At 51.3% G+C, this 21,345-nt stretch carries 15 protein-coding genes; 5 read left to right on the forward strand and 10 right to left on the reverse strand.

Features of this window, described 5'->3' with window-relative positions:
- Positions 1-112: 112 nt before the first annotated feature.
- The 10 genes from ACESMW_RS02860 to ACESMW_RS02905 form a co-directional block, all read right to left on the reverse strand.
- Entirely contained in the window at positions 113-994 is an 882-nt protein-coding gene (locus tag ACESMW_RS02860; RefSeq protein ID WP_348135636.1) for a hypothetical protein, read from the reverse strand.
- Between the two features lie 10 nt (positions 995-1,004).
- A complete protein-coding gene (locus ACESMW_RS02865) occupies positions 1,005-3,776 on the reverse strand; it encodes a hypothetical protein (RefSeq protein WP_372985573.1) in 2,772 nt (923 codons plus the stop codon).
- Complete coding sequence (locus tag ACESMW_RS02870; RefSeq protein WP_372985574.1) at positions 3,773-4,366, reverse strand: condensin complex protein MksE; 594 nt, start codon at positions 4,364-4,366, stop codon at positions 3,773-3,775. The genes ACESMW_RS02865 and ACESMW_RS02870 overlap by 4 nt, the downstream gene beginning before the upstream one ends.
- Entirely contained in the window at positions 4,359-5,633 is a 1,275-nt protein-coding gene (locus ACESMW_RS02875; RefSeq protein ID WP_372985575.1) for a hypothetical protein, read from the reverse strand. Before ACESMW_RS02875 ends, ACESMW_RS02870 begins: the two co-directional genes overlap by 8 nt.
- 5 nt (positions 5,634-5,638) lie before the next feature.
- The gene (locus tag ACESMW_RS02880) at positions 5,639-6,073 is read right to left on the reverse strand and encodes a type II toxin-antitoxin system VapC family toxin (RefSeq protein ID WP_091848200.1); all 435 of its coding nucleotides are present in this window, start codon (positions 6,071-6,073) and stop codon (positions 5,639-5,641) included.
- Positions 6,073-6,309 (reverse strand): type II toxin-antitoxin system Phd/YefM family antitoxin, encoded by a 237-nt coding sequence (locus ACESMW_RS02885; RefSeq protein WP_041333254.1) that lies wholly within the window; start codon positions 6,307-6,309, stop codon positions 6,073-6,075. Before ACESMW_RS02885 ends, ACESMW_RS02880 begins: the two co-directional genes overlap by 1 nt.
- A gap of 93 nt (positions 6,310-6,402) precedes the next feature.
- Entirely contained in the window at positions 6,403-7,674 is a 1,272-nt protein-coding gene (locus tag ACESMW_RS02890; RefSeq protein WP_372985576.1) for a hypothetical protein, read from the reverse strand.
- Position 7,675: 1 nt separating this feature from the next.
- On the reverse strand, positions 7,676-7,936 hold the full coding sequence (locus tag ACESMW_RS02895; RefSeq protein WP_372985577.1) for a hypothetical protein: 261 nt from the start codon (positions 7,934-7,936) through the stop codon (positions 7,676-7,678).
- 219 nt (positions 7,937-8,155) lie between these two features.
- Positions 8,156-10,408, reverse strand: coding sequence for a hypothetical protein (locus ACESMW_RS02900; RefSeq protein ID WP_372985578.1), 2,253 nt, complete (start codon positions 10,406-10,408; stop codon positions 8,156-8,158).
- A gap of 1,113 nt (positions 10,409-11,521) precedes the next feature.
- Entirely contained in the window at positions 11,522-12,895 is a 1,374-nt protein-coding gene (locus ACESMW_RS02905) for a hypothetical protein (RefSeq protein WP_372985579.1), read from the reverse strand.
- Positions 12,896-13,357: 462 nt separating this feature from the next.
- Here ACESMW_RS02905 and ACESMW_RS02910 point away from each other — a divergent pair, with 462 nt between their 5' ends.
- The 5 genes from ACESMW_RS02910 (at position 13,358) to ACESMW_RS02930 (ending at position 21,261) form a co-directional block, all read left to right on the forward strand.
- Positions 13,358-13,570, forward strand: a complete 213-nt coding sequence (locus ACESMW_RS02910; protein ID WP_372985580.1) for a helix-turn-helix domain-containing protein — start codon at positions 13,358-13,360, stop codon at positions 13,568-13,570.
- Between the two features lie 3 nt (positions 13,571-13,573).
- Positions 13,574-14,095, forward strand: a complete 522-nt coding sequence (brxF, locus tag ACESMW_RS02915) for a BREX-3 system P-loop-containing protein BrxF (protein WP_372985581.1) — start codon at positions 13,574-13,576, stop codon at positions 14,093-14,095.
- The gene (locus ACESMW_RS02920; RefSeq protein ID WP_372985582.1) at positions 14,092-17,826 is read left to right on the forward strand and encodes a DUF6079 family protein; all 3,735 of its coding nucleotides are present in this window, start codon (positions 14,092-14,094) and stop codon (positions 17,824-17,826) included. Before brxF ends, ACESMW_RS02920 begins: the two co-directional genes overlap by 4 nt.
- Positions 17,827-18,033: 207 nt before the next feature.
- Positions 18,034-19,923 (forward strand): ATP-binding protein, encoded by a 1,890-nt coding sequence (locus ACESMW_RS02925; RefSeq protein WP_372985583.1) that lies wholly within the window; start codon positions 18,034-18,036, stop codon positions 19,921-19,923.
- A gap of 12 nt (positions 19,924-19,935) precedes the next feature.
- Positions 19,936-21,261: a DNA methyltransferase gene (locus tag ACESMW_RS02930; RefSeq protein ID WP_372985584.1), complete on the forward strand. Its 1,326-nt coding sequence runs from the start codon at positions 19,936-19,938 to the stop codon at positions 21,259-21,261.
- Positions 21,262-21,345 lie beyond the last annotated feature (84 nt).

Raw genomic sequence — 21,345 nt, forward strand, 5'->3', positions numbered from 1 at the left:
AGTTGATTTTCTCACCCAAAAAATATCCAAATTAAACCCAAAATATTATCCGCTTCAATCCGTGGCATAAGAGCGGACAAGTGAATGTGCAGGGCATCTTGAGCAAGCGTGATTAGTTGTCTGTTGTGACCAAAAACACAGCCTCTTGCTCTAACGCCTTACCGCTCAGCTTAAGCGCCTCAATCAGCTCCAGCACCTCATCCGGTTCCTGATCCAAATTTAAACTTTCCTCGGCATTGGCTACATATTTAAGATTATTTCGCCATACCTCAGAATTGCCATAGCGCTCCAGTTTGCGTTTCCAGTCAGGCATTAGCCATAGTTCGGCGTCCTCACCCAGCGCTTTGCGCAGGCGGGCATAGTTCTCTAGTCCGACGCCATCGTAGTCTGGAAACATGAGAATCCGTGGACTTCGTTTTTTCCCGCATAGCCACTCTATCAGTCGTTCACTGAGCTGGCCCTGATAATAGAGTACAGATCCGTGCAAGTCTTCGGGCACCCAGCTGGTGTCATCCAGCAACCCCTGGTTCTCCACCAGCCACAAGGGGCTGTCGGTGGCCAGAGGCGTTTCATTCTGGCTGATATCGATGGCGAGGGCGCCGGCGATGGATGTCAGCTGCCATAGGTCGAGCAACTCTCCATCACGATTCCAGATTACGCCCGGTATTGTTGCCTTCAGTAGTCGGTAAGAAGCTGCGTGTGAACTCTTTCGACCTTTGGTGGACCGGGTAAGCGCGAGGTTTTGTGCCCGAACTGGATCCGCCTGGTTGGCTGAATTTACATCGGGCCGCAACTCCCGAAGGTGTTGCTCAAAAACCGGTGAGTTGCTGACGCGATAAACGAAGCCATTGCCCCGACGCAGCTTGGTGACACATGCGGTTCTGCCGAGAAACTCCTCAAGAACGCGCTTCTGTGAGGGGGTGAACCGTGATCCAAGACATTCTCCATCGGAATCCTCAAGTTTAATCAATGCTTCTCTGAGTGACCTGTTCATTGATGAAAGCTCATACCTCGACAGCTTCAAGCGGCTGCAGAATCTGCCAGTGCTTGCGGCTGATGTGGTTTTTTCCGTTGCTCAACTGTTGGATAGGGACGCAGTAATGAGCGGTAATCAACGGTGAAGGGGAAGCGAACATAAGAGCGAATCCGAATTCGGAAGCGGTTTTGATCAAACTTCTCTGGTTTGCAGCATCCAGCGCCAGGGCTTCGTCCAGGTAGCAAAGGGCTTGAACATTACGGCTCTTATCCTGCATCAGGTGGAGCATGGCCAGGCCGGTCACCAACTTGGCCATGAGCACGGTACCGTTGGAAGCTGCGCTGTCGATGTCGTCAAAGCTTTCTACGTCCTGGTTTTCTTTGCCCAGCTCGAAAGTGAGGCGAAACAAATCGGCAACCTTCAGCCCTTGTCGAGCGCTACCTTCGTCGATCAGTAACTGGCGGGCTTGGTCCAGCTGTCGATCGTCCAGTACGCTGGATTGGTTGAAGAGCTCGAAGGATTCGCCAGACTCCACTTTTTCTGCCGTTTGGATCAACAAGTCGATCGCTTCGACAAGGTGATTCTCGTGAACCGGCTGAATGCGGAAGACCTTGAGATCCGACAGTTTCCTGCGGCTGATCAGACGGTTGAATTCATGCATGGCGTTTTGGAATGACTGCAGGTTGTCCCGAAGATCCCTGAGGCTGGCCGTCACAGTGACCACGGCACTGCGGGCTTTCTTTTCCAGGGCTTCTGCCTCTCGGGCCAGATGATGGCGGAACTCTACCATCAACCGGATTTCCTCTTCCGGGTTGGGGGCATACTGGAATTTCGTCAGGCCACCGCTATGCAGCGTGATGCGTCGGTGCTGCAGATCCCGGTCCAGTTCTTTTAACTGATAGCAGTCCTGCTGATAGTTACGCAGCGTTTGCGCCAGTTGGTCGAGCGGTAGCTCCGGGTTGCCAACCCAGGGGGTATAGGGCAGGTCAGCAAGCCAGTTGAACTGCTCGTCGGTGTCGCCACGGTTCTGGCGGATACGATCTATCTCCTGGTGAGCGGTATCCAGTGCTTGCCGCTGCTTGGCGACTTCCTGGATCTGCTCCCTGAGCGTCTGTTGCTGGGCACCCGCCTGTTTCTGAGCGTGCTCTATCTCTGCCAGCTCTTGATTGGTTGCCTCCATTGCTTTCAGGCGATCCGGGCGCGATTTCTGAAGTTGAGCCAGTTCGTCAAACTGTTCCAGGTCCTTTTCCAGGCGTTTTACTTCCTGCTCCAGTTCTACCTTGCGCTTCTTCTGAGTGCCCAATTCTTCGGTGGCGGCCTTTTGTTCCTGCAATTGCCGGTGCCGGTCTTGGCAATCCTCAATCAGTTGGGCAATCTCTTCGTCTGATCGCTGTTCATACTGCGGCGCTTGGTGTTCAACAGACAGATTCAGCCCGGGTAGTTGAAACCGATCTTCGCGCATTTCCTGCAGCCATTGGCGCAGCTGGCCCGAATCCAGTTGATAGTCCCCAGGCGGCAAGGTAAGCAGTTGGCGGTTGAGCCCTCGGTTGAGAATACTGATCTGCTCTTCGGAGAGGTGCTGTTTAAGTGTGAGATAAAGATTGTCCGAGAGTGTTTCCTGTTCCTTGCGCAGTGCTGATAGCTCCTGCTCCTCCCGCCGCAATTGATGATCAGTGGCGGTCGCAGACTGCCCATGGGCATTGGCGAGTAAAGCAATCTGACGGTCGCGTTCTGCGGTGGCACTAGCAAGTTGCTGCTCAAGCTGGCTGCGGTCATTGACCAGCGCGAACCGGTTCTCCAGTTCGTCACGGCGCTGCTCGTCCTTGTTCAGTGCCTCCAACTGCTGATTGAGCTCACTCTGGCGGCGGGTCTGCTCCCTGTCCCTCTGAAGCAATTCTGCTTCCTGCTTGTGCAATTTCCCATGCTGATGCTGGAGGCTTTCGCTTTCTTTCTGGTAATGGTTCTGCCAGCGTTGCAGGCCATCGTCGATGAGCGGTCGGCGGGCAATGATTCGGCCTCTGGTGGCGAGTCGTTCGTCCTGCTGGCGTTCCAGGTCGTCAATCTGAGTTTGCTGGTTTTTGGCGGCCCGGTATTGTTCCCGATCCTGGTTCACCTCGGCAAAAGCCTTATCCCATTCATGTTTGAAATCCACCACGGAGTCCGGCAACAGACGGCTGAAGATCTGCAGCAGGTGGCGTTTTACTTCGCCGGAACTGAGTTTGTCGAGACGTAGGGTGCGGGTAAGAACCTGACGGTAGGCGTTTGCATCCTTGCGGTTCTCTAGCCGGAAAATGGTAAATTCGGAGCTGGACTGTCCCCGCTTTCGGGCACCGCCGTAGACCATTTCGGCAAACTCAGTCGATGAGTAGAAATTGGCCGTTCGCCCGTGATGAGCCAGCTGCTCCAACAGCTGTGGCTGCGTCACCAGCTTGCCATTGGCCAGCCTGTACTCCTCAATTTTCAGAGGGCCCCGATAGGCAAAATAGGCGTAGTCATGACTAAAGCCCTTGCCCACACATCCCAGCACCACAGAGCCAGCTTCAGGTAAAGTGACTTCTAGCAGGATATAGCTGCTATTGGATGGGAAGTAGAAACGTCTCGCTTTGTCTTTGTCGTGGGCACCAAAATCCAGGTGCCGCTTGTCGATAATCAGCAGATATTGCAGGGCATTAATCAGGCTGGTCTTGCCAGTATTGTTGGGGGCAATGAGAGAAACTGACTCATCCAGAGGGAGCTCTGCGCGCTCATAGCCGGCGCTGTTGAGAAGTACCAGCTGCTGGAAGCCGTAATCGGAACTCATAGGTAATTATCCTCGTCATCCTGATCGCTAGCCCAGGAAACATCTTCATCCTGATCCACCTGGCTGGCCAGTTCTTCGTAATGATCCAGGTAACGACACACAGCAGGCAACAGCTGCCAGGCTCCGCTATCGTAACGGGCAAAGCCGAAGTTTTCTGCGGTTCTCATCAGGCTCGCCAGGCCGGACAGATCCAGCTCTTCTACCTTCAGCAAGTCCTGGTGTTGCTCGAAAACCGTTGTCAGCAGGGTTTGATCGATTCGCCAATGCTCGAATTTCATCAGCGGAATGCCGGCATCCGCTTGAGTATCAAAGATGACCATGAACAACAGGGCCAGTTGCCGGGTGGCTTTGTTTGTATTGCTGCTGCCGTCGTCCTGATGGAACCAGGCGAAGCCCCGGCCATCAAGGCGAAGGTCAAAACCCAGTGCGGTAAAAATGGCCACATAATCGTCGAGGTTGCGTTCAAGCTCTTCCCACAATACTGGTTCTGAGATCCGGTTGAGATGCCGGCCCCGGTTGAACCACCGAAAAAGATGGGCCAGGTTTGGCAGGTTGCTAGCGATTTGTTGGAATTGGCTGGTATTACTCACGAGTTTTATTCACCGGTTGTGTCAGACGGTAGGGCCAGTAGTGCACTGAAATCAGGGAAAGGGCGGATATTGTAGGCTGCGCTTCCAGCTCCATCTCCCATAGGTCCTCTCGTGCCAGGTCATGATAGAGCCGCAGAAGAACCTGGTCAGGCAGGGAGGGGTAGTGGTGCTTCAGCCACTCCAAAAGGTTGCCGACCGGGAGGTCCTTTAACAACTGTTGCCGGAGCTGTTCTTCGTCAATCCACTCAGCAATGGTTATGGGTGCCGCATCGACTTCGCCCGGGAACTCCCGTTCAAAAGGCTCAAAGTTCCTCGCTTCCGCCATGATTGTTTTTATTTCGTCGCCTACAGACACACTGCGGCTTTGATTCACGCGCCACACCGGCAGCCAAGACTGATCCTGGCGTTTGCGAAAGGTGCGGTTGAGCCCTTTTTTGCGAACCTGTCCCAACAACCGGCTGATAGCTGAGGAAAGATTGTTGTGTTGGCGTGCCTCTTCTCGGAGGGGCAACAGAATTTCAGCACATTGCTGAGCCGTGATTCGCCCCAGTCGTCGCAGTTCCTTGGCCTGATAACCAACGTGCCGGAGACGGTTGAGGTGGCTGTAGAGTGCGCCTTTGGTATTCAGGCGATTGTATCCGAGGTCGAGGGCGTCTTCCGCTGCGGCGAGGTGATGGTAGAAAATGCCGGAAGGTCCGGAATCCATCATCTCGTTCATCGGTTCTACATATTGGTCGTACGCGTCGAGGACGGACTTGTAGCGTTTTGCAATGGGAGCCCGGGTGTCTGCTGATTTTGCTTGCTCGGCCAGCTCGGCAATCGCATGGCGGTCCTGCTCGAGCTGGCGGGCAATATCTCTGAACAGGGTAGATAGTTGGTTAATGGCTTGAGTCTGCTGACCGGTATCTCCGTCTTCGATACCCGCGGTGAGGGTCTCTGTCGCGCCACGAATTGCTTCGATGCGCGCCTGAATGACTGATGACAGTCCTAGTTCGTGTTCATGCGTCAGGCCACGGACAAACTCAAGTACATGGGCATTGACCACGAAGCTTTCAGAGCGGCTTTGAGTCTCCATTACGCCACTTCCCAAAAGCCTACGTAGGGCCTCCCTGACTTGAACGTCGTCCAGGGCCGGTTGAGCCTGGCGAATGGCAGCAAGAACCTGTTCCTCGGAGAACGCCGGCATCTCCCGGGTGGCCCGAACCAGTGCCTCGACAGTTTCCCATTGCTCATAAAGTGTTCGAGTGAGGTGTTTTGGGCTAGCCATGGTGTTTAGTCGCCCTTCGAAGCAAGGCGGGCGTCGATGCCAAAGAAAACCGCCGCGTTCACCAACGCTTCATCCTCACTGATAAGTTGAGCCTGGTGATGTTCTGCGCATGCCAAATGAAGTGCATCCAACGTTCTCAAGCTTGTCTTCCTGGTGCCAATCCAGTGGCTGGCCCGTTTATAGTGGGCCGTTTCAATGGGGCACAGGCTGAAGCGCCCATGGCTGACATCATCGTGGAATGCACTTTCGATCCGGTTCGCCTGGGGTTCGCTGAGCTCTCCCATCCGAACCCACCGGGCCAGTGCGCTTGCCACCTCAACTTCAGTCAGATGACTGATAAGAACCGGCTCGGTCTGTGATTCAAGCAATACCTGAACACGATCGCTGGCGTGCTCTTGTCGGTAGTAGGGGAGAACGGCGCTGGTATCGAAGTACAACATTAATAGCGCTCTTCGTCTCTGAGTTCCCGCACCGCCTGAGCAGAGCTTTCCCGGACGGGGGGCAGAGATGCCCTGAGTTCCGAACGGTTTGGAAACTGAATCTTTTCGGGCAAGGCCGCGGTTAGGCGTGCAGCAGGTTTACCGTGACGCAGAATTACAACCTCTTCTCCTGCGGCCACAGCGTCCAGAAGATTTGAGAGCTTTTCCCGAGTTTCTCGAACATTGATCGTTTGCATAATTCTCACCCTATCCGTGTACACAATGAGTGTACTCTCAGTAGAAGTTCTATAGCAATCAGGTCCGTTGGAGATTTTTCGGTTTTATCTAACTCACTCAGAAAGTTTCTGTTCCCGCTCAAATCTGATCGTTGTCCTCGCCCGCTTAGGCGGCTTGATCAACCGATAATGATTCCGCATGGCCTGCGTTTCATGTCCGCCTTTGTCGTTTTCTCCTTGGCTCAGGAATTCTTCGGTCAGTCCTTTCTTGCGGAGGTCTCTGAGGTGGTACATGCCTCCATAGCCTGCTGCCTTGCAGGCATCTCGCCAGGCGGCCTGCATAGTTCTGTGTTTTACTTGTTGAGCTCTGGAGCGCTTATCGAAGTAGCGTGGGTATACTAGGAGGTATTCGCTTATGATGGCCTCCTTCCGCTTGAACTCCACAAACCACTTCCACAGATCGGCAAGATCCTCGTTCATCTCGAGTTCGATGCCGATTTTAGTTTTGTGGCGAGCAAAGCGGATCACTCCGTAGGCGAAATAGTCCCCGCGATCGATGGGTTTGTCATAGAGCTCACCTTGGCTTTCCTTCAAATTGAAAACGTCAATTGGCTGCTGACTCATCATGTAAATGAGATCGCAAATCTTCGCACGCCACGTGCCGTCCATATCTCGCTTGTTATGACGATGGACGCACAGGTGTTCAGTTATCTTCCGGTAGGCCTCATCAGGGATGAGAACTTGGCGTTTTTCTTCGGCGGCTTTACGTATATCGATCATCGGATTTCGGTCAATGAGACCTTCCTGAACCGCATGGAGGAACACCCGGTTCAACGTGTTTTTGAGACCGTTGTAATGGGTCGGCATCGGCAGCCATGGGGAAAGCAGTTTGCGAATCTTGCGAAGGATTTGCGGATCAGAAAGCGGGAATTTTGCATCGTCGCTCTGCTCCAACTGCCGGGCATCGCTCGCGTAATCAACTCGGGTTGGTTTAGCGATAGGGGCGCCTTTATTCGGTCCTCGTAGGGATAGGACTCGGCACTCCGACCAAACTATGCTCTTGCCCTTTATTTGATGACCGAGGACCTCCGTTCTCCATTTCTTCAGGTAGTCCTGGAGCAGGATGTGATCCCCCTTGCTTGCTGGTATCGAGAGGCTATCCAATTTTTCAGCCAGGGCGTTGGTTTTCCGTTCTTGGACTTCGGCCTCCCACCTATGGTTAAGCATTGACCACAGTCGGATCGCTTGATTCCTGTCCCTGGTGTCCAGGGTGCCGCGTTTTTTCGTAATGGGATGGATAACGAAGTAGACACCGTCCTCGCTCTGATAGAGGCCAGGGTATCTGTGCAGCGATGAGTGTTTTTCAGAGCGGTATCTTGGTGCCATGTTAGGAAGCTAGTTTATTTGCCAAGTCATGGATAAAGGCGTCTTCTGCAGCGTCCGATCCGGACACCCGACGCTCCATCTCCCGAAAATACCCGTCCAGGTCAATTTTCCAGGCTTTCCCCAATTTAAAGGCACCCGGGATAACTGCCAGTCCGAACTCGTCTTTCGCAGCACAAAGCCGACGAATAGTTGATGGGGCAGGTGGCGTGCTGTCGTATTCAAAAACGACCTTTATAAAATCCTCAATCGATACCAGACGCATGGCAATCTCCCGAACTTACTGGTTTGGACGCATCTGATCCCCAAAAGCGTGCTGTTTGAGAGGCACTTCTGATCAGACATTGAGATTACTCTACGTTTTTTTCGGGAGGAGCAAGTGCAAAACGACCGCGGAAAATTGCCGTCGTTTTGCACAAGTAATAGCGGTTTGTTGTGTCAGGGCATGGATTTTGGCGATGAGCCAAATCGTTAGCTGCGAGGCCTATCCTTTGCCGAACACCTCCTTGAGTACTGAGTGGGCTTGGAACTCAGTGGCGATTTGCAAAGGCGTCACCCATTTTCCTGAATTTTGATCAAGGTACGTCTTCTCAAGGATTCCACCGGCGCTGACCATTCTGTTTACTAGGTCTAGTTCATCACTTTCAATTGCAAGCATAAGGGGGGTATAGCCTGGAATGGGGTAATTCTGTTCTGCGTTGGTGTCTGCTCCCTGCTCGATGAGCAGTCCGGCCATAGCCCGCAAAACATCCAGGTCAAACGACTTTCGCTCTGTTTCAACCAGAATTTTTCCGGCCGCTTGGTGGATGCTGTTATACCTGGGGTTGGAGGCGACTCGTTCCAGATACTGCCGCTGGGCTTCGAGTGTCATACCAAGACTCCCTGAGGTATATCGCCGGATGCTTTCAAGTAGCACCTGATCTTGGGGTACCTGTGTTATCTGTTTTAAGACCTCACTCTTGCCCTTTACCAATCCAATTTTTTGAATGCAGTAGTACAGGGGTGTGCTCAGCTCGATGCCGGCTCTGGAATCTGGCGCGCAACCCATATCAAGTAATTTTCGCAGCACATCGAGCCTGTTGGTATTGATAGCGGCTGTTAGCAGGGATAGGCGCTTCTTCTGCGTAGTCGCATTCAAAACTTCTGGCTCGTGTGGCTTTTCACTCAGCAAAGTGAAAAACGAATCATCACCTGGCTTTTGGTTCGGGGTAGTGACATCTAGCAACTGCATAGCCTGCAATAATGCTGAGTCGCCCGCATCGGACAATTGATTCACGTTGGCGCCAGCGTCCAGAAGTTTTTCTACAGCGTCTGCGTTTTCCCTCCATACGAAATAGGTAAGTTGGGGTAGTCGTTTCTGGCGAAGCTGGCCGATTTTTATCTTCCGATTTGGATCATTGGTGGAGGGTTTCTTGGCAAGGTCCTCATCAGTTACAAGAATCGACCCGAGGAAGTCTGGCTCCTGCTGCGGGTATTCTGTTCCGGGGAACGCACCATCAGAAGGAAATATCCTTGGAAAATGTCCGCGATACTGAGGGATGAACCAGTTTTCAAGATGTTTGTCGTATCGTGACGACACAGCGGTTCTGTCGCCGAGATCCAGGGGTACTTCGAGCCCCAGCACTACCTGCGCATTTCGAAGTTGCCTGAGAAATGTCTTAGGGGGGGATGGGAGTATTGCCGCTACGGCCAGGGCCTCTTGGATAATTAGGCCCTGATTTGGCCCTGCATGAAAATAAGACTGCTCAAACGCTCTCTGGTAAGCCTCAGCGGCACGATCCAATTTTCCTGAGAGGGTGAGCCAGCGCGCTTCATGCCAGCTTTGACAGTAGGAGAGCGAGCCTGAGGGGGCAACCTTTTGCAAAAAGATCTTAAAATGCGTGAGTAGCTGTTGGGTGAAAGCTTGATCCGTGGATGCCTTTTCACGACCAGGATTCAGTAGTGTTGCGAGCATCGTATTCAGCTTCGCGATCGGCTTGAATTGGGGAGCTTTTAACAAGCACTCATCAACAATTCGAGAGTGGATATCTTGAGGGTTTGCAGGAGGGCGACCCTGTGTCCGTTCGATTGCAACCTCTCCAAAAGTCAGAGTTCGGTAATAATCAACGGCTCGCGCTGTAACGAGCAGCGCTCGCAATCGAGTTCTCTGTATTTCATCGAAGAATTTGCCAGCATCTTGTTTAGAAAAGAGGGCGCTGAGCGAACTCAGAGCAGGAAGCTGTGTGCCCGTTTGCCACCGTCGCATGCGGTCTTTCACTTCTTTGCTGAGTTGGCCATAGAAATCGTCCCAGCCAGGTACCGATAACTCGAACCATTCGAACAAAGTTGCAATGGCTTGCTTTCCAGGCGTCATAAACTGTTCTGGGGATGGACCGTCGAGGTTATTGCTTGCGCTTCTCAAAGCTTCAGCTCCAAACGAGCTGAATAGGTGACTCGAGAGAATTCTCAAAGCTTCTGTGCGAGAAATTCCCTCTAGGCTCAGGTTCGAAACAAACAAGCTGTATGCTTTGCAGAAGGCGGTTAACTTGGCGGCCACATCTCGCCCAAAATCCTCTCCGATGTATCGTGATAGCGGTTCATAGACTACCTTGTCGGTTGCGACGGGAATGGCTCTATAATCAAAATCCCATTTACCGGCATGGTCATCAATCCACTTATCAGATCCCTTTGTGTCAAACGCTCGTGCAAGTGACCTGATGATCTCGAGGTGGTTCGGATAGGCAGGAGTGCTATGCAAGAGTCGCCTCCCTGCGCTCAAGTTGACGAATATCTCGAATGAGAATCTGTAGGGTCCGTCGGTCGCTGGGGCTCGTCGGAATAACCACTTTGCCTACTCCAGGTAGTTCGATTTTCCCGTGCTTTTTGCCAGACTGATATCGCCAGCCGTTCTGAAGTAGCTCTTTAATCAACTGATTTATATCCTTATCGCTGCTTACTCGTTTCATCGTACTCTCCCGCAACAAGAGAGCGGGCACAAGGCCCGCCCTCTTGTAATGCCTATTTAGAATCCTTTTTTGCAACAGTCCTCTGAGCCCTGGCGACAAACGAATCCTTACTAACTCCACCGCCAGATTGCTTGGCAGTGGCGCTCTGGATCCTTGCCACATCTGCGGCGGTCATGGGCTTGCTTGAAGGTTTCTTGCTCATTTCATATCTCCGTTCATTGGTTGTTTGAATCGTCCCATCGGGACCCTTTGAAATTTACAGACGCGGAGATAAATCGTCGGCAGCGCAGTTGGAGGAAAAATCTGTTTTTTTGCGGATTGATATTCGGTGGGCTTACGTAGAGCTATTTTTACCACTCGATTGAAACCATAAATTCCAACCTTTCTGCCGTTTTGGGAATTTCATTCAAATCCAAATCAGGCAGATTCCATCATTTGACATGTCGCCTGATTTGGATCGGTGCCACGGCCTGCGTATCTGATTTGGATACTTTACCCAATTCCCAAATCTCGAATTTGTTTAATCACTCTGAGATGTGGGAGCCATGCTTGCCTGGCGAATCTGATTTGGGATCCGCGTTGTGCTCCCAAACCTGTTTTATAAACATCTGAGAGGCAGGGTTAGTTAGCATGACTTAGGCTTCATTGAAGGGCAGATGGCGCGATATGTTAGGTAAAAGAGTGAACCGCTAGTGCACCTGTGGGTACAGCGGTAATTTCTGCGATTTCGGCCAATTCAGAGATAGTGCACCGCTGGTGAACCTGCAGGTACACCAACTTTAGAAGAGAGTTTGAGTTGGAAGGAAGCGGTGTACCCCCAGTGAACCTACAGGTACACCGGTGTGGCAGATGCTGGGTTTGGATATCGGACGGGGTGTACCCATGGGTTCACTGGCGGTACACCCTCAGCGTCGCCAATTCCATTTCCAGTATGGGTAGGTTCGTGGGGCTTGTTGCGGAGATGAGGGAGGTGGCTCTTTATAGCCGGTCAGTTGACGAGCGACAGATCTTGGCACCGACAAATACAATGTTTCATTTCGCTTTCCGATCATCCCGTCTTTTCTGAACAGCTTGCCATGAGCCATAAAGGTCACGTTGTGTTCATACTTGAACACATCCAGTCTTTCGACTTGGATACGCCCGGGTTTTCCTTGCTGCATAACCTGCAAAATATCCCCGCGGCGAACACCAAGGATCTTTTCACAAACTCGCTGTTTGGCAACTTCAAGTTCTGATTCCCATTGCTCGATTTTTTGTTCGGCAGAGGCCAACCCGTCTTGCAGTAGCTGCAGCGCCTGGAATTGTTCGCTGGGCCACCAAATCTTCATAGCACGCGCCAACTTCTGGTGTAAGTCGGAATCCAGAAGGTCGTACACGACAGAGGAGCTGAGTGTATGCATATCTTCAGCCTCCAGTAGTGTCTGTAGTAGATTCCAGTCTTCTCGGTATATTCGAACCTCTGGGTCGATGTGAGTAGTGCGCTGCCGTTCAGGTAAAAAAGATAGCGGGCCCAGGTGATCAATTGGAACCTGATCCGTCTCATAGACCTCGGCGGGTGATTGTTGCTCAATCCGGAGCCAAGCATGTGCTCCCGACACGCAAAGATCGGCTTTGGCGATCCAATACGATTTCGGCGAAAAGATATACCGAACGCTCTGACAATACTCTGATTTGTTCAGAGGGATTGCTGAATAGGCCAGCTGCAGCTCATCAACTAATCGCTTGGCATTGGCAAGGTGCCGTAGTAGTTCCTCGGAAACGCGGACCACTACGAATTCATTCTCGGTCCGATGGCTGTATTTTTCAGATTTCGGGAATACCAATACATGCTTGGCGACCAATGGCAAAAGAGCATCCAATAGGCCGGCGGCAACCTGTCTTGCAGAAACAAATGGTGTGTTTGGTAGGAACTCTTCAAAGCGCTTAATTGCCGTGGTCAAAACTGCAGAAGCTAGTGGGGGCTCGATTTGCGTGAGCATTGATCCCTTAAACTCGAATCGTCCCAACTCGGAGTTCTGGCCCAGGACAGTTTGAGCAGCCTTTTCGAACAGTTCTTTTTTCCGCTCTGATAAATGAAGTCCAGGGTGGATAGTTTTTTGCTTTAGTCGAGCCCTCACCACATCCATGTACGCAGTCATCGGTGGAATAGGGCGATCTGGATTACCCTTGAATCTGGCCCAGTAGCCACGAGGTGGCTTGGGAATACCAAGCTTGGTGCATCGTTTCGTGAGCGCAGGACCTGAAATTCCCAGATTTGCCGCTACCTGCTCACTGGGCATGGACCACACAAGGTGGAAAAGGTCCTCCCGGTCTTGCGCGAGCCTGCTATCGTCCGATTCTGACTGCATTGCACCAAATCCCTTGCCACTTCTGTAGAGATTTTAGCAATTTTCTCTTGTGCGAGAGGTGGATCCACTAACTGCATTCGGATCTCGGCCAAAATCTTGGTTTCATTTTGCGAATCAGTAAATGCCTTCTAGATGATTTGAAAAGCTCCTTAATGGGTCAAAGAAGCCTGACATTCCATTATCTCGGGATTTGTTCTCGGAACTGTGTCGCTAAAAGCGGTAATCTCGTGCGGCTATACTTGCCCGTCTTTGCAGGTCTATACGGGTCAAATCGGTTGTAAGCATAGTGGCGCCCATATATATTGAAGGGTCAACTTGTCTTGGGCTGCTCCGCCCAAGAGACCGCGTCGCCTCTGGTGAGGTGGCAACCCATCGCCCATAGGAAGCGAAAATATGGCCGAGATGGACGACCGCTGGTTATCCGTAGAGGAAATCGGTAAGCATCTGGGTGTCAGCAACGACACTGTGTACCGCTGGATAGAGAAACACTCAATGCCCGCCCACCGCATGGGGCGCTTTTGGAAGTTTAAAAAAGTGGAAGTAGATGAGTGGGTGAAGGCGGGCGGAGCCGCAGAGCACCCCTCCAAGCCAGAATCCGAGCAGTAAAAGATGATTATGGCCGAACGAATAAGCAGCAAAATAAATCGATCACTGCAAGCGGCCGAAGGCCTATACCATCACCTGGTGCTGTTGGTCGGCGAGACAGGCTCCGGTAAGACCAGTGTGCTTAGGGATGTCGCGGAGGAGCTCGGAACCTCTGTCATTAACGTGAATTTGGCGCTCTCAAGCGAACTGCTTGAACTGACGACAAAGCAGCGAGCTTTGCGATTGCCTGGCATCCTTGATGAGATTGCGGACCAGGCTAATGCCCCCGTGGTTTTAGATAACCTCGAGATCTTGTTTGACAAGGAGCTCAAGCAAGATCCTTTGCGTTTGCTCCAGAGTATAGCGAGGAACCATACGGTGGTGGCGTCATGGAATGGAGCGGTCACATCAGGACGACTTACGTACGCTGAACCGGATCACCCTGAATATCGCAGCTATGATTCGGTTGATGTTCTTACAGTGGGTATGGATGGAGCGGCCACAATCGATGAAAAAAGAAACAATACAGAGGCAGGGCAAGCATGAAGTACGGGGAACTTATTCAGTTCGACCCCATTGAGTCGGTCGTTCAGCTGCGTGACGCAGATAAATCAACTGCCGCACTTCAGCTGGTGAATACTTATGTTATTTCAGAAGAGATGGCTGAACGGCTCACGCAGCTTGTCATTCCACAGATGCAGTTTGAGCACCCGGTGGATAACAAAGGATTACTGGTCGTGGGTAACTACGGCACCGGTAAATCGCATTTGATGTCAGTGGTCTCCAGTCTGGCAGCAGACGCTTCTTTGGTTGACGGGCTGAATAACGAAGAAGTTCGTGCCGCCGCAATGCAGATCGCTGGCCGCTTCAAAGTCGTCCGCACGGAGATCGGCGCCACGACTATGTCCCTCCGGGACATTCTGGTGGCAGAGCTGGAGGAAAACCTGGAAAAACTCGGTGTCGAGTACGTTTTCCCAGAAGCAGACACCATTACCAGCCACAAACGCGCTTTTGAAGATATGATGACCAAGTTCGGTGATGTCTACCCCGAGCATGGTTTGCTTCTGGTCGTCGATGAGCTCCTTGACTACCTGCGCACACGGAAGGATCAAGAGCTGATCCTCGACCTGAACTTCCTCCGTGAAGTGGGCGAGGTCTGTAAAGATCTGCGGTTCCGCTTCCTGGCAGGTGTCCAGGAAGCGATCTTCGATAGCCCACGTTTTGCCTTTGTTTCTGACAGTATCCGCAGGGTTAAGGATCGCTTCGAGCAGATCCTTATCGCACGCAATGACGTCAAATTCGTCGTGGCCGAACGCCTGCTTAAAAAGACCGTCGATCAGCAAGCCAAGATCCGCGAGTATCTCACGCCCTTTGCCAAATACTACGATGGCCTTAACGAGCGCATGGACGAATTCGTCCGTCTATTCCCAGTACACCCGGATTACATCGATACCTTCGAGCGGGTTACTGTCGTGGAAAAACGCGAAGTGCTCAAAACACTATCCATGGGAATGAAGGGAGTTCTGGACAAAAAGGTTCCAGCAGATGAACCTGGCCTGATTGCCTTTGACAGCTACTGGAACACACTCAAGCAGAATGCATCATTCCGCGCTATCCCCGAAATTCGGGCCGTCATTGAGTGCAGTCAGGTCTTGGAGTCTCGCATCGAAAATGCGCTTACACCAAAAAGCTATCAACCCATGGCACTGCGTTTGATTCATGCGCTATCGGTACACCGTCTCACAACCGGCGATATATATTCTCCCATCGGGGCGTCGGCCGCAGAACTGCGTGATCGCCTCTGTCTGTTTGAACCACTGATTGCGGAAATGGGTAGCGACGAGCCTGATAAGGATCTGCAAACCCATGTAGAAACCGTTTTGCGCAAGATTCACAGCGCAGTCAGTGGCCAGTTTATTTCAGAGAACAAAGATAACCACCAGTTCTATTTGGACCTGAAAAAGACCGACGATTTCGACGCGCTGATTGACAAACGCGCTGAAGCGCTCGGGAAAAACCAGCTCGATCGTTTCTATTACGAAGCGCTCAAACGGGTGATGGAGTGTCAGGATACGCCAACACACGTCACCGGTTATAAAATCTGGCAGCATGAGTTGGTCTGGCAGGAACGCAAAGCTGCCCGTACCGGCTATCTCTTTTTTGGAGCTCCCAACGAACGGTCCACGGCCGTGCCGCAAAGGGACTTTTATCTCTATTTTATCCAGCCCAACGACCCACCTCGCTTCAAAGACGATAAAGCCAATGACGAGGTTTTCTTCCGACTGAAAGGCACGGACGAGGTATTTCAGACTGCACTGAAAAGCTATGCAGCTGCCCTCGACCTTGCGGCCACATCGTCCGGCCATGCCAAGGCCACATATGAATCAAAAGCCAATGGCTTTTTGAAAGAACTGGTCCGGTGGCTGCAAAAGCACATGACCAGTGCCTTCGAAGTCGCCTATCAGGGCCGCACCAAATCGATTGCCGAATGGGCCAAGGGCAAATCTGTTCGCGACCTATCTGGCCTTTCGCCCCATGAAACCATCAATTTCCGCGACCTTGTCAATACCATTGCAGGCCTCTGCCTGGCCCCCAACTTTGAGAACCAGGCACCGGAGTACCCGGTTTTTTCGGTGCTGATTACGGGTAGTAACCGCACCCAGGCCGCTCAGGACGCCTTAAGGGCCATTGCCGGGCAGAACCGAACCAGGCAGGCAACCGCTGTGCTAGACGCCTTGGAACTACTGGACGGGGAGAAGGTTGAGCCTTACAAATCGAAATACACTAAGTTGATCCTTGAGGCTATCAAGGCTAAGGGCCATGGCCAGGTGGTGAACCGCAGCGAGATCATTCAGGATGATCACGGGCTTGAATACATGAATCCGGGCGGCGCGCGCCTGGAGCCGGAGTGGGCAGTCGTACTCATGGCGGCATTGGTTTACTCCGGTGACATCGTGCTAGCCATACCGGGCAAGAAATTCGACGCGACCGGGCTGCAACAGCTTGCCGCAGCGAGCATGGATGAACTGGTCCGGTTCAAGCACCTGGAGCAGCCCAAGGAATGGAACCTGCCTGCGCTTAAGGCGTTGTTTGAGCTGCTCGGAATGACACCGGGCATGGCTCAACTCGTGACTCAGGGCAAAGATGAACCGGTGCAAAATCTGCAACACGCCGTGGACCAGATCGTCAAGCGCATTGTTATGGCTCAGCAGACGATGCGCGATGGGCTCTCTTTTTGGGGCCTGGACCTACTCTCGGGCACTGATCTGGCCAGTCAGGCTAGCGCACTGGATGAGGCGAAGACCTTCTTTGAATCGCTTCAGGCCTACTCCTCACCGGGCAAGCTGAAAAACTTTCGTTACAGCGCGTCAGAAGTTGTCAGCCACGAAAAAGCCGCCACGATTCTGGACGAACTGGACGCCCTGCGCGAATTCGTCATGGAACATGGTCAGACGGCGTTCTGGCTTTCCAGCGCCGAGACGGTGCTGCCGGCTGACCATGACTGGGTGGATCGCATGAAGACCAGCCGGCAGGATGTGCTGGATGAGCTCAGACAAGCGGACCTGACCAAGCTGTCGGCCCAATCACAGGACATCGGTGCCAAGCTCTCTAGCCTCAAAAAAAACTACATCGTCGCCTATATTGGGCTTCACACCAAGGCTCGGCTGGGGGTAAACGACGACAAGCGTAAGGCAGGTCTGCTGAATGACCAGCGGTTGCAGACTCTGCTCAAATTGGCCGGTATCGACCTGATGCCCAGGCAACAACTCACCGACTATCAGAACCGGTTGGCGGGATTAAAGAGCTGTTTTGCACTAACCGAGCAAAACCTTGAGTCATCACCTGTCTGCCCGCACTGCAATTTTCGGCCTTCGGTGGAAACCGATACAGCGGCAGGCTCCCAGATGATCGACCAGATGGAAACCCAGCTCGATGCCATGGTGGCAGCCTGGACCTCGACAATTCTCAGTAACCTGGAAGACCCGATCACCCAGGCCAATATGGATCTGTTGAAAGTCGACGACCGCGAGCCCCTGGAAGCCTTCATGAAGACAAAGGAGCTGCCAGTGCCCTTGGACAGTAATATCGTCCACGCCTTAAAGGAGGTTTTATCTGGGCTGGTCAAAGTCACTATCCATGCGCAGGAGCTACAACAGGCCCTGCAGGTCACAGACGGCCCAGGCACGCCCGCAGAAATGAAAAAGCGCTTCGAGGAATACATTGATCAGCTCACCAAAGGGAAGGACCCAGCTAAGGTTCGGCTGGTTTTGGAGTAACTGCGCGCTTTGACCATCCAGGAACATAAACTTAAGGCGTCACTCGGCCCTGAAAACCTTATTGAAGGGCAAACACAGGGGCATTTGCTGTGTGCGGCAGCGTCAAGTTATGAGCCAGGCTCAACTGGCAAAACTACAATATGCTGCGGCGGCCCCGAGCTAAGAAATTTAACATTTTAGACCGTTACGACTCCGGCGAGAAATCTCATGGAAATTGAAGCATCTAGCGCGATAAGACTGTTTTTTCCCAATCCTTCGTTGACACTGGTCTATTTCGAGGCGTTGGCGAATTCGCTGGACGCTGGTGCGACTGAAATTGTAATGGAGATCGACCTGCAAGCGTACGACAAGCCCGATACCCTGACGATAACCATTACGGACAACGGCGACGGCTTTACCGATGAGAACTTTGAACGATTCAAAATGCTTTTGAAACCAAGGGACAAATTTCATAAAGGCCTGGGCCGCCTTGTGTTTTTAAACTATTTTGAGCGAGTTGAAATATCCAGTATTTGGGGAACAAACTATCGACATTTCACGTTCAGAAAAGGTTTTGACGGTAATGCCCCTATTGAGACCGTCGAGGAGAAGAAGGGCCGCAGGACATCGTTGACGTTTTCCGGCTTCGTTAAGGAGAAGGTTAAATCTTATGAAGACCTGAAGCCCGACGCACTTAAGTCTAGGATTATAGAGCAATTTCTTCCAACGTTTGCCGCTCGCAAAAGAGAGGGGAAGCCGTTTCGGATAGAAATCGACCTATCAACCCGGGAGAGTAATTCCCAAAAAGAGTTCTTCCCTCATAAAACAACCGTCACGGAAGACGACTTGCCATCGATGGCCAAAGTAACAATTCAAGATGACACATTAGACGCAATCACATCTATAGACATGCTTTATCACATCGAGAAAGTGACAGGGAAGGGGAGCAGCCTCACTGCTTTCAGTATTGATGGGCGAACTATACCTGCCAACCTTCTCCCAGCCTCATCGTTTCCAGCCGGGTACCTATGCGTGTTTTTGTTTGAGTCTGAGATCTTTCAGTCGAGTTCAGATACCTCACGTCAAAAACTAGTTCTTCCTGAAGGCATACCGGAAGCTCGTCTGTATAGATTTTTGACGCGTGAGCTCGGCAGGGTACTAGCGGAAAAGATTCCGATCATTAACGAAAGAAATGAAAAAACCAAAGCTCAGTTTGAAAAAACGTTTCCACATCTATTGGGATACTTTGAACAAGATACAGTTGGGCTTATAGACCAAGATGACGCGTTGACCGTTGCTCAGCAAAAATTTTTCCGTGTTCAGAAAGAAGTTCTTCAATGTGAAACGCTTAGCGATGCTGCTTACGAAAAATCACTCGAATTGTCCTCTCGAACGCTGACCGAATATGTGCTTTACCGAGAGAAAATTATAGGCCGCATGAAGGAAATGTCGGATCAAAACGCCGAAGCGGATATACATAATCTAATTGTCCCTCGCTATAAGGAATTTGGTCAGGAATCAATCGCGTCCGAGCTATACCAGAACAACGCCTGGCTATTGGATGACAAGTTCATGGTTTTTCAAACGATTCTAAGCGAGAAAAGGATGGATTCTGTTATCAACGCAGTACGACTCGGTGGAGAGTATACGGCAGAGGATGGAAGACCGGATATCGCAATGATTTTCTCTGCAGATCCAGCTGACGCAAAGGCGGTGGATGTAGTTGTTGTCGAGATCAAGAAAAAGACCGATGACGAGAAGGATAATATATACGCGATCAATCAATTGCTTGATCGAGCTGTAAAATTGGTAGAGCACTGTCCTAATATCCAGAGAATTTGGTACTACGCAGTCATGCAGGTGAATGACACGATGGCTCTTCGCTTGCGACAATTAAAATGGGCTCCTCTCTTTTCCAAAGGCAGTGTCTTTTATCAAGAATACGACACTCCACATCCTGATGGGCGAATCGTTCCAACGCCTACGTTTGTAGTGTCTTTTGACGCTATCGTGGCGGACGCGGAAAGTAGAAATCACACCTTCCTTGAAATTTTACGGGACGGTATGAAGAAGTACGCTCAGGAGCAAAATGCACGCGATTCCGCAGCTAGCAAATAATTGGGGCAAGTTATGAATATGGACGACTTATTTTCTGAGCAAGAGCAGTCGGTTGAGCAAAATTCGTCTGGTCTAGTGACTTGTCTTGGCATTACTTTTGAAAGCGATGAGGCTCGCCAAGCCCACTTTTCTGGTGAACTGAGAAAAAAGCTTCAAGACCCAGAGTTCCGTAAGATCGAAGGCTTTCCCATTGGCAATGATGAAGACATTTTGAATCTTAGTGATCCGCCATACTACACAGCATGCCCTAATCCGTGGATCCCAGATTTCATCGCCGAGTGGGAGAAGCAGAAACCTGAGCGGTCAAAAGATTATCATTACCATCGTGAGCCCTTTGCAGCCGATGTGAGCGAGGGGAAAAACGACCCAATTTACAACGCGCACTCCTACCACACCAAGGTCCCACCAAAGGCTATCAGGCAATATATCCTGCATTACACCGAGCCAGGTGACATTGTATTTGATGGATTCTGTGGTACTGGCATGACAGGGATTGCAGCGAGAGAATGCGGCGTCCGATTGTCTAACAATGAAATAGAATCGAATTTAGGTATGCGACATAGTATTCTGTTAGATCTTTCGGTATTACCAGGCTTTATCGCGTCTAATGTTAATGCAGAGCTACATGGTAGAGATGTTGAGAGGCAGTTTGCGAGACTTCTTGAACTAGCTACGGAAAAATTCAAGAAATATTTCACAACTGTGAATGAAGATGGGCAGGAGGGAGTGATTCAGTACTGTGTGTGGAGCGATGTTTTTATTTGCTCGAACTGCTCTAAGGAATTTAATTACTGGGATGGTGCTGTAGATCTCAATAAAGGGGAGCAGAAAAATCCGTTTCCTTGTCCTCATTGTGGGACGTCACTGAAAAAGCGGACTCTGAATCGCGCATTCACGACCGTTAGCGATCCCGAGACAGGCGAAATATATAAAAAGCCAAGAAGGGAGCTGGTTTATTTGAATTACGAGTACGCCGGTCGTCGATTCAATAAAAGCGCCACGCAAGAAGACAGGAAAAAAGCCTATCAGTTGGAAAGTGGTAAGAGTGAATGCTGGGTTCCGACCAGCGAATTGCCGAAAGCAGACCGGTTTTATAAAGATGGCCTGCACCTTGTGTCTCTTACTAAGTATCACAGATTTTACTTTCCACGCACACTTAACGTACTAGCATTTATTTGGAATGAAATCGAATCAGCATCGGTATCAGATAGGCTTCGAAATGCACTGCGTTTTATAGTCACTTCAATGGTTGACAGAAACCTAACCATTAGAAATCGGTTCGTAGTCAATAGCCACAACCCAAGAGGTAGAATAAACGGGCCACTAGGGAGGGTCTGATTAACCGCCAATTTTCACCAACATCGGTATGAGCCGGCAAAAAACCGAGGATTCAGACACTATCCTCCTGTTATTTGTATGTTT

Source organism: Marinobacter sp. (assembly GCF_041690455.1).
Classification (GTDB): domain Bacteria; phylum Pseudomonadota; class Gammaproteobacteria; order Pseudomonadales; family Oleiphilaceae; genus Marinobacter.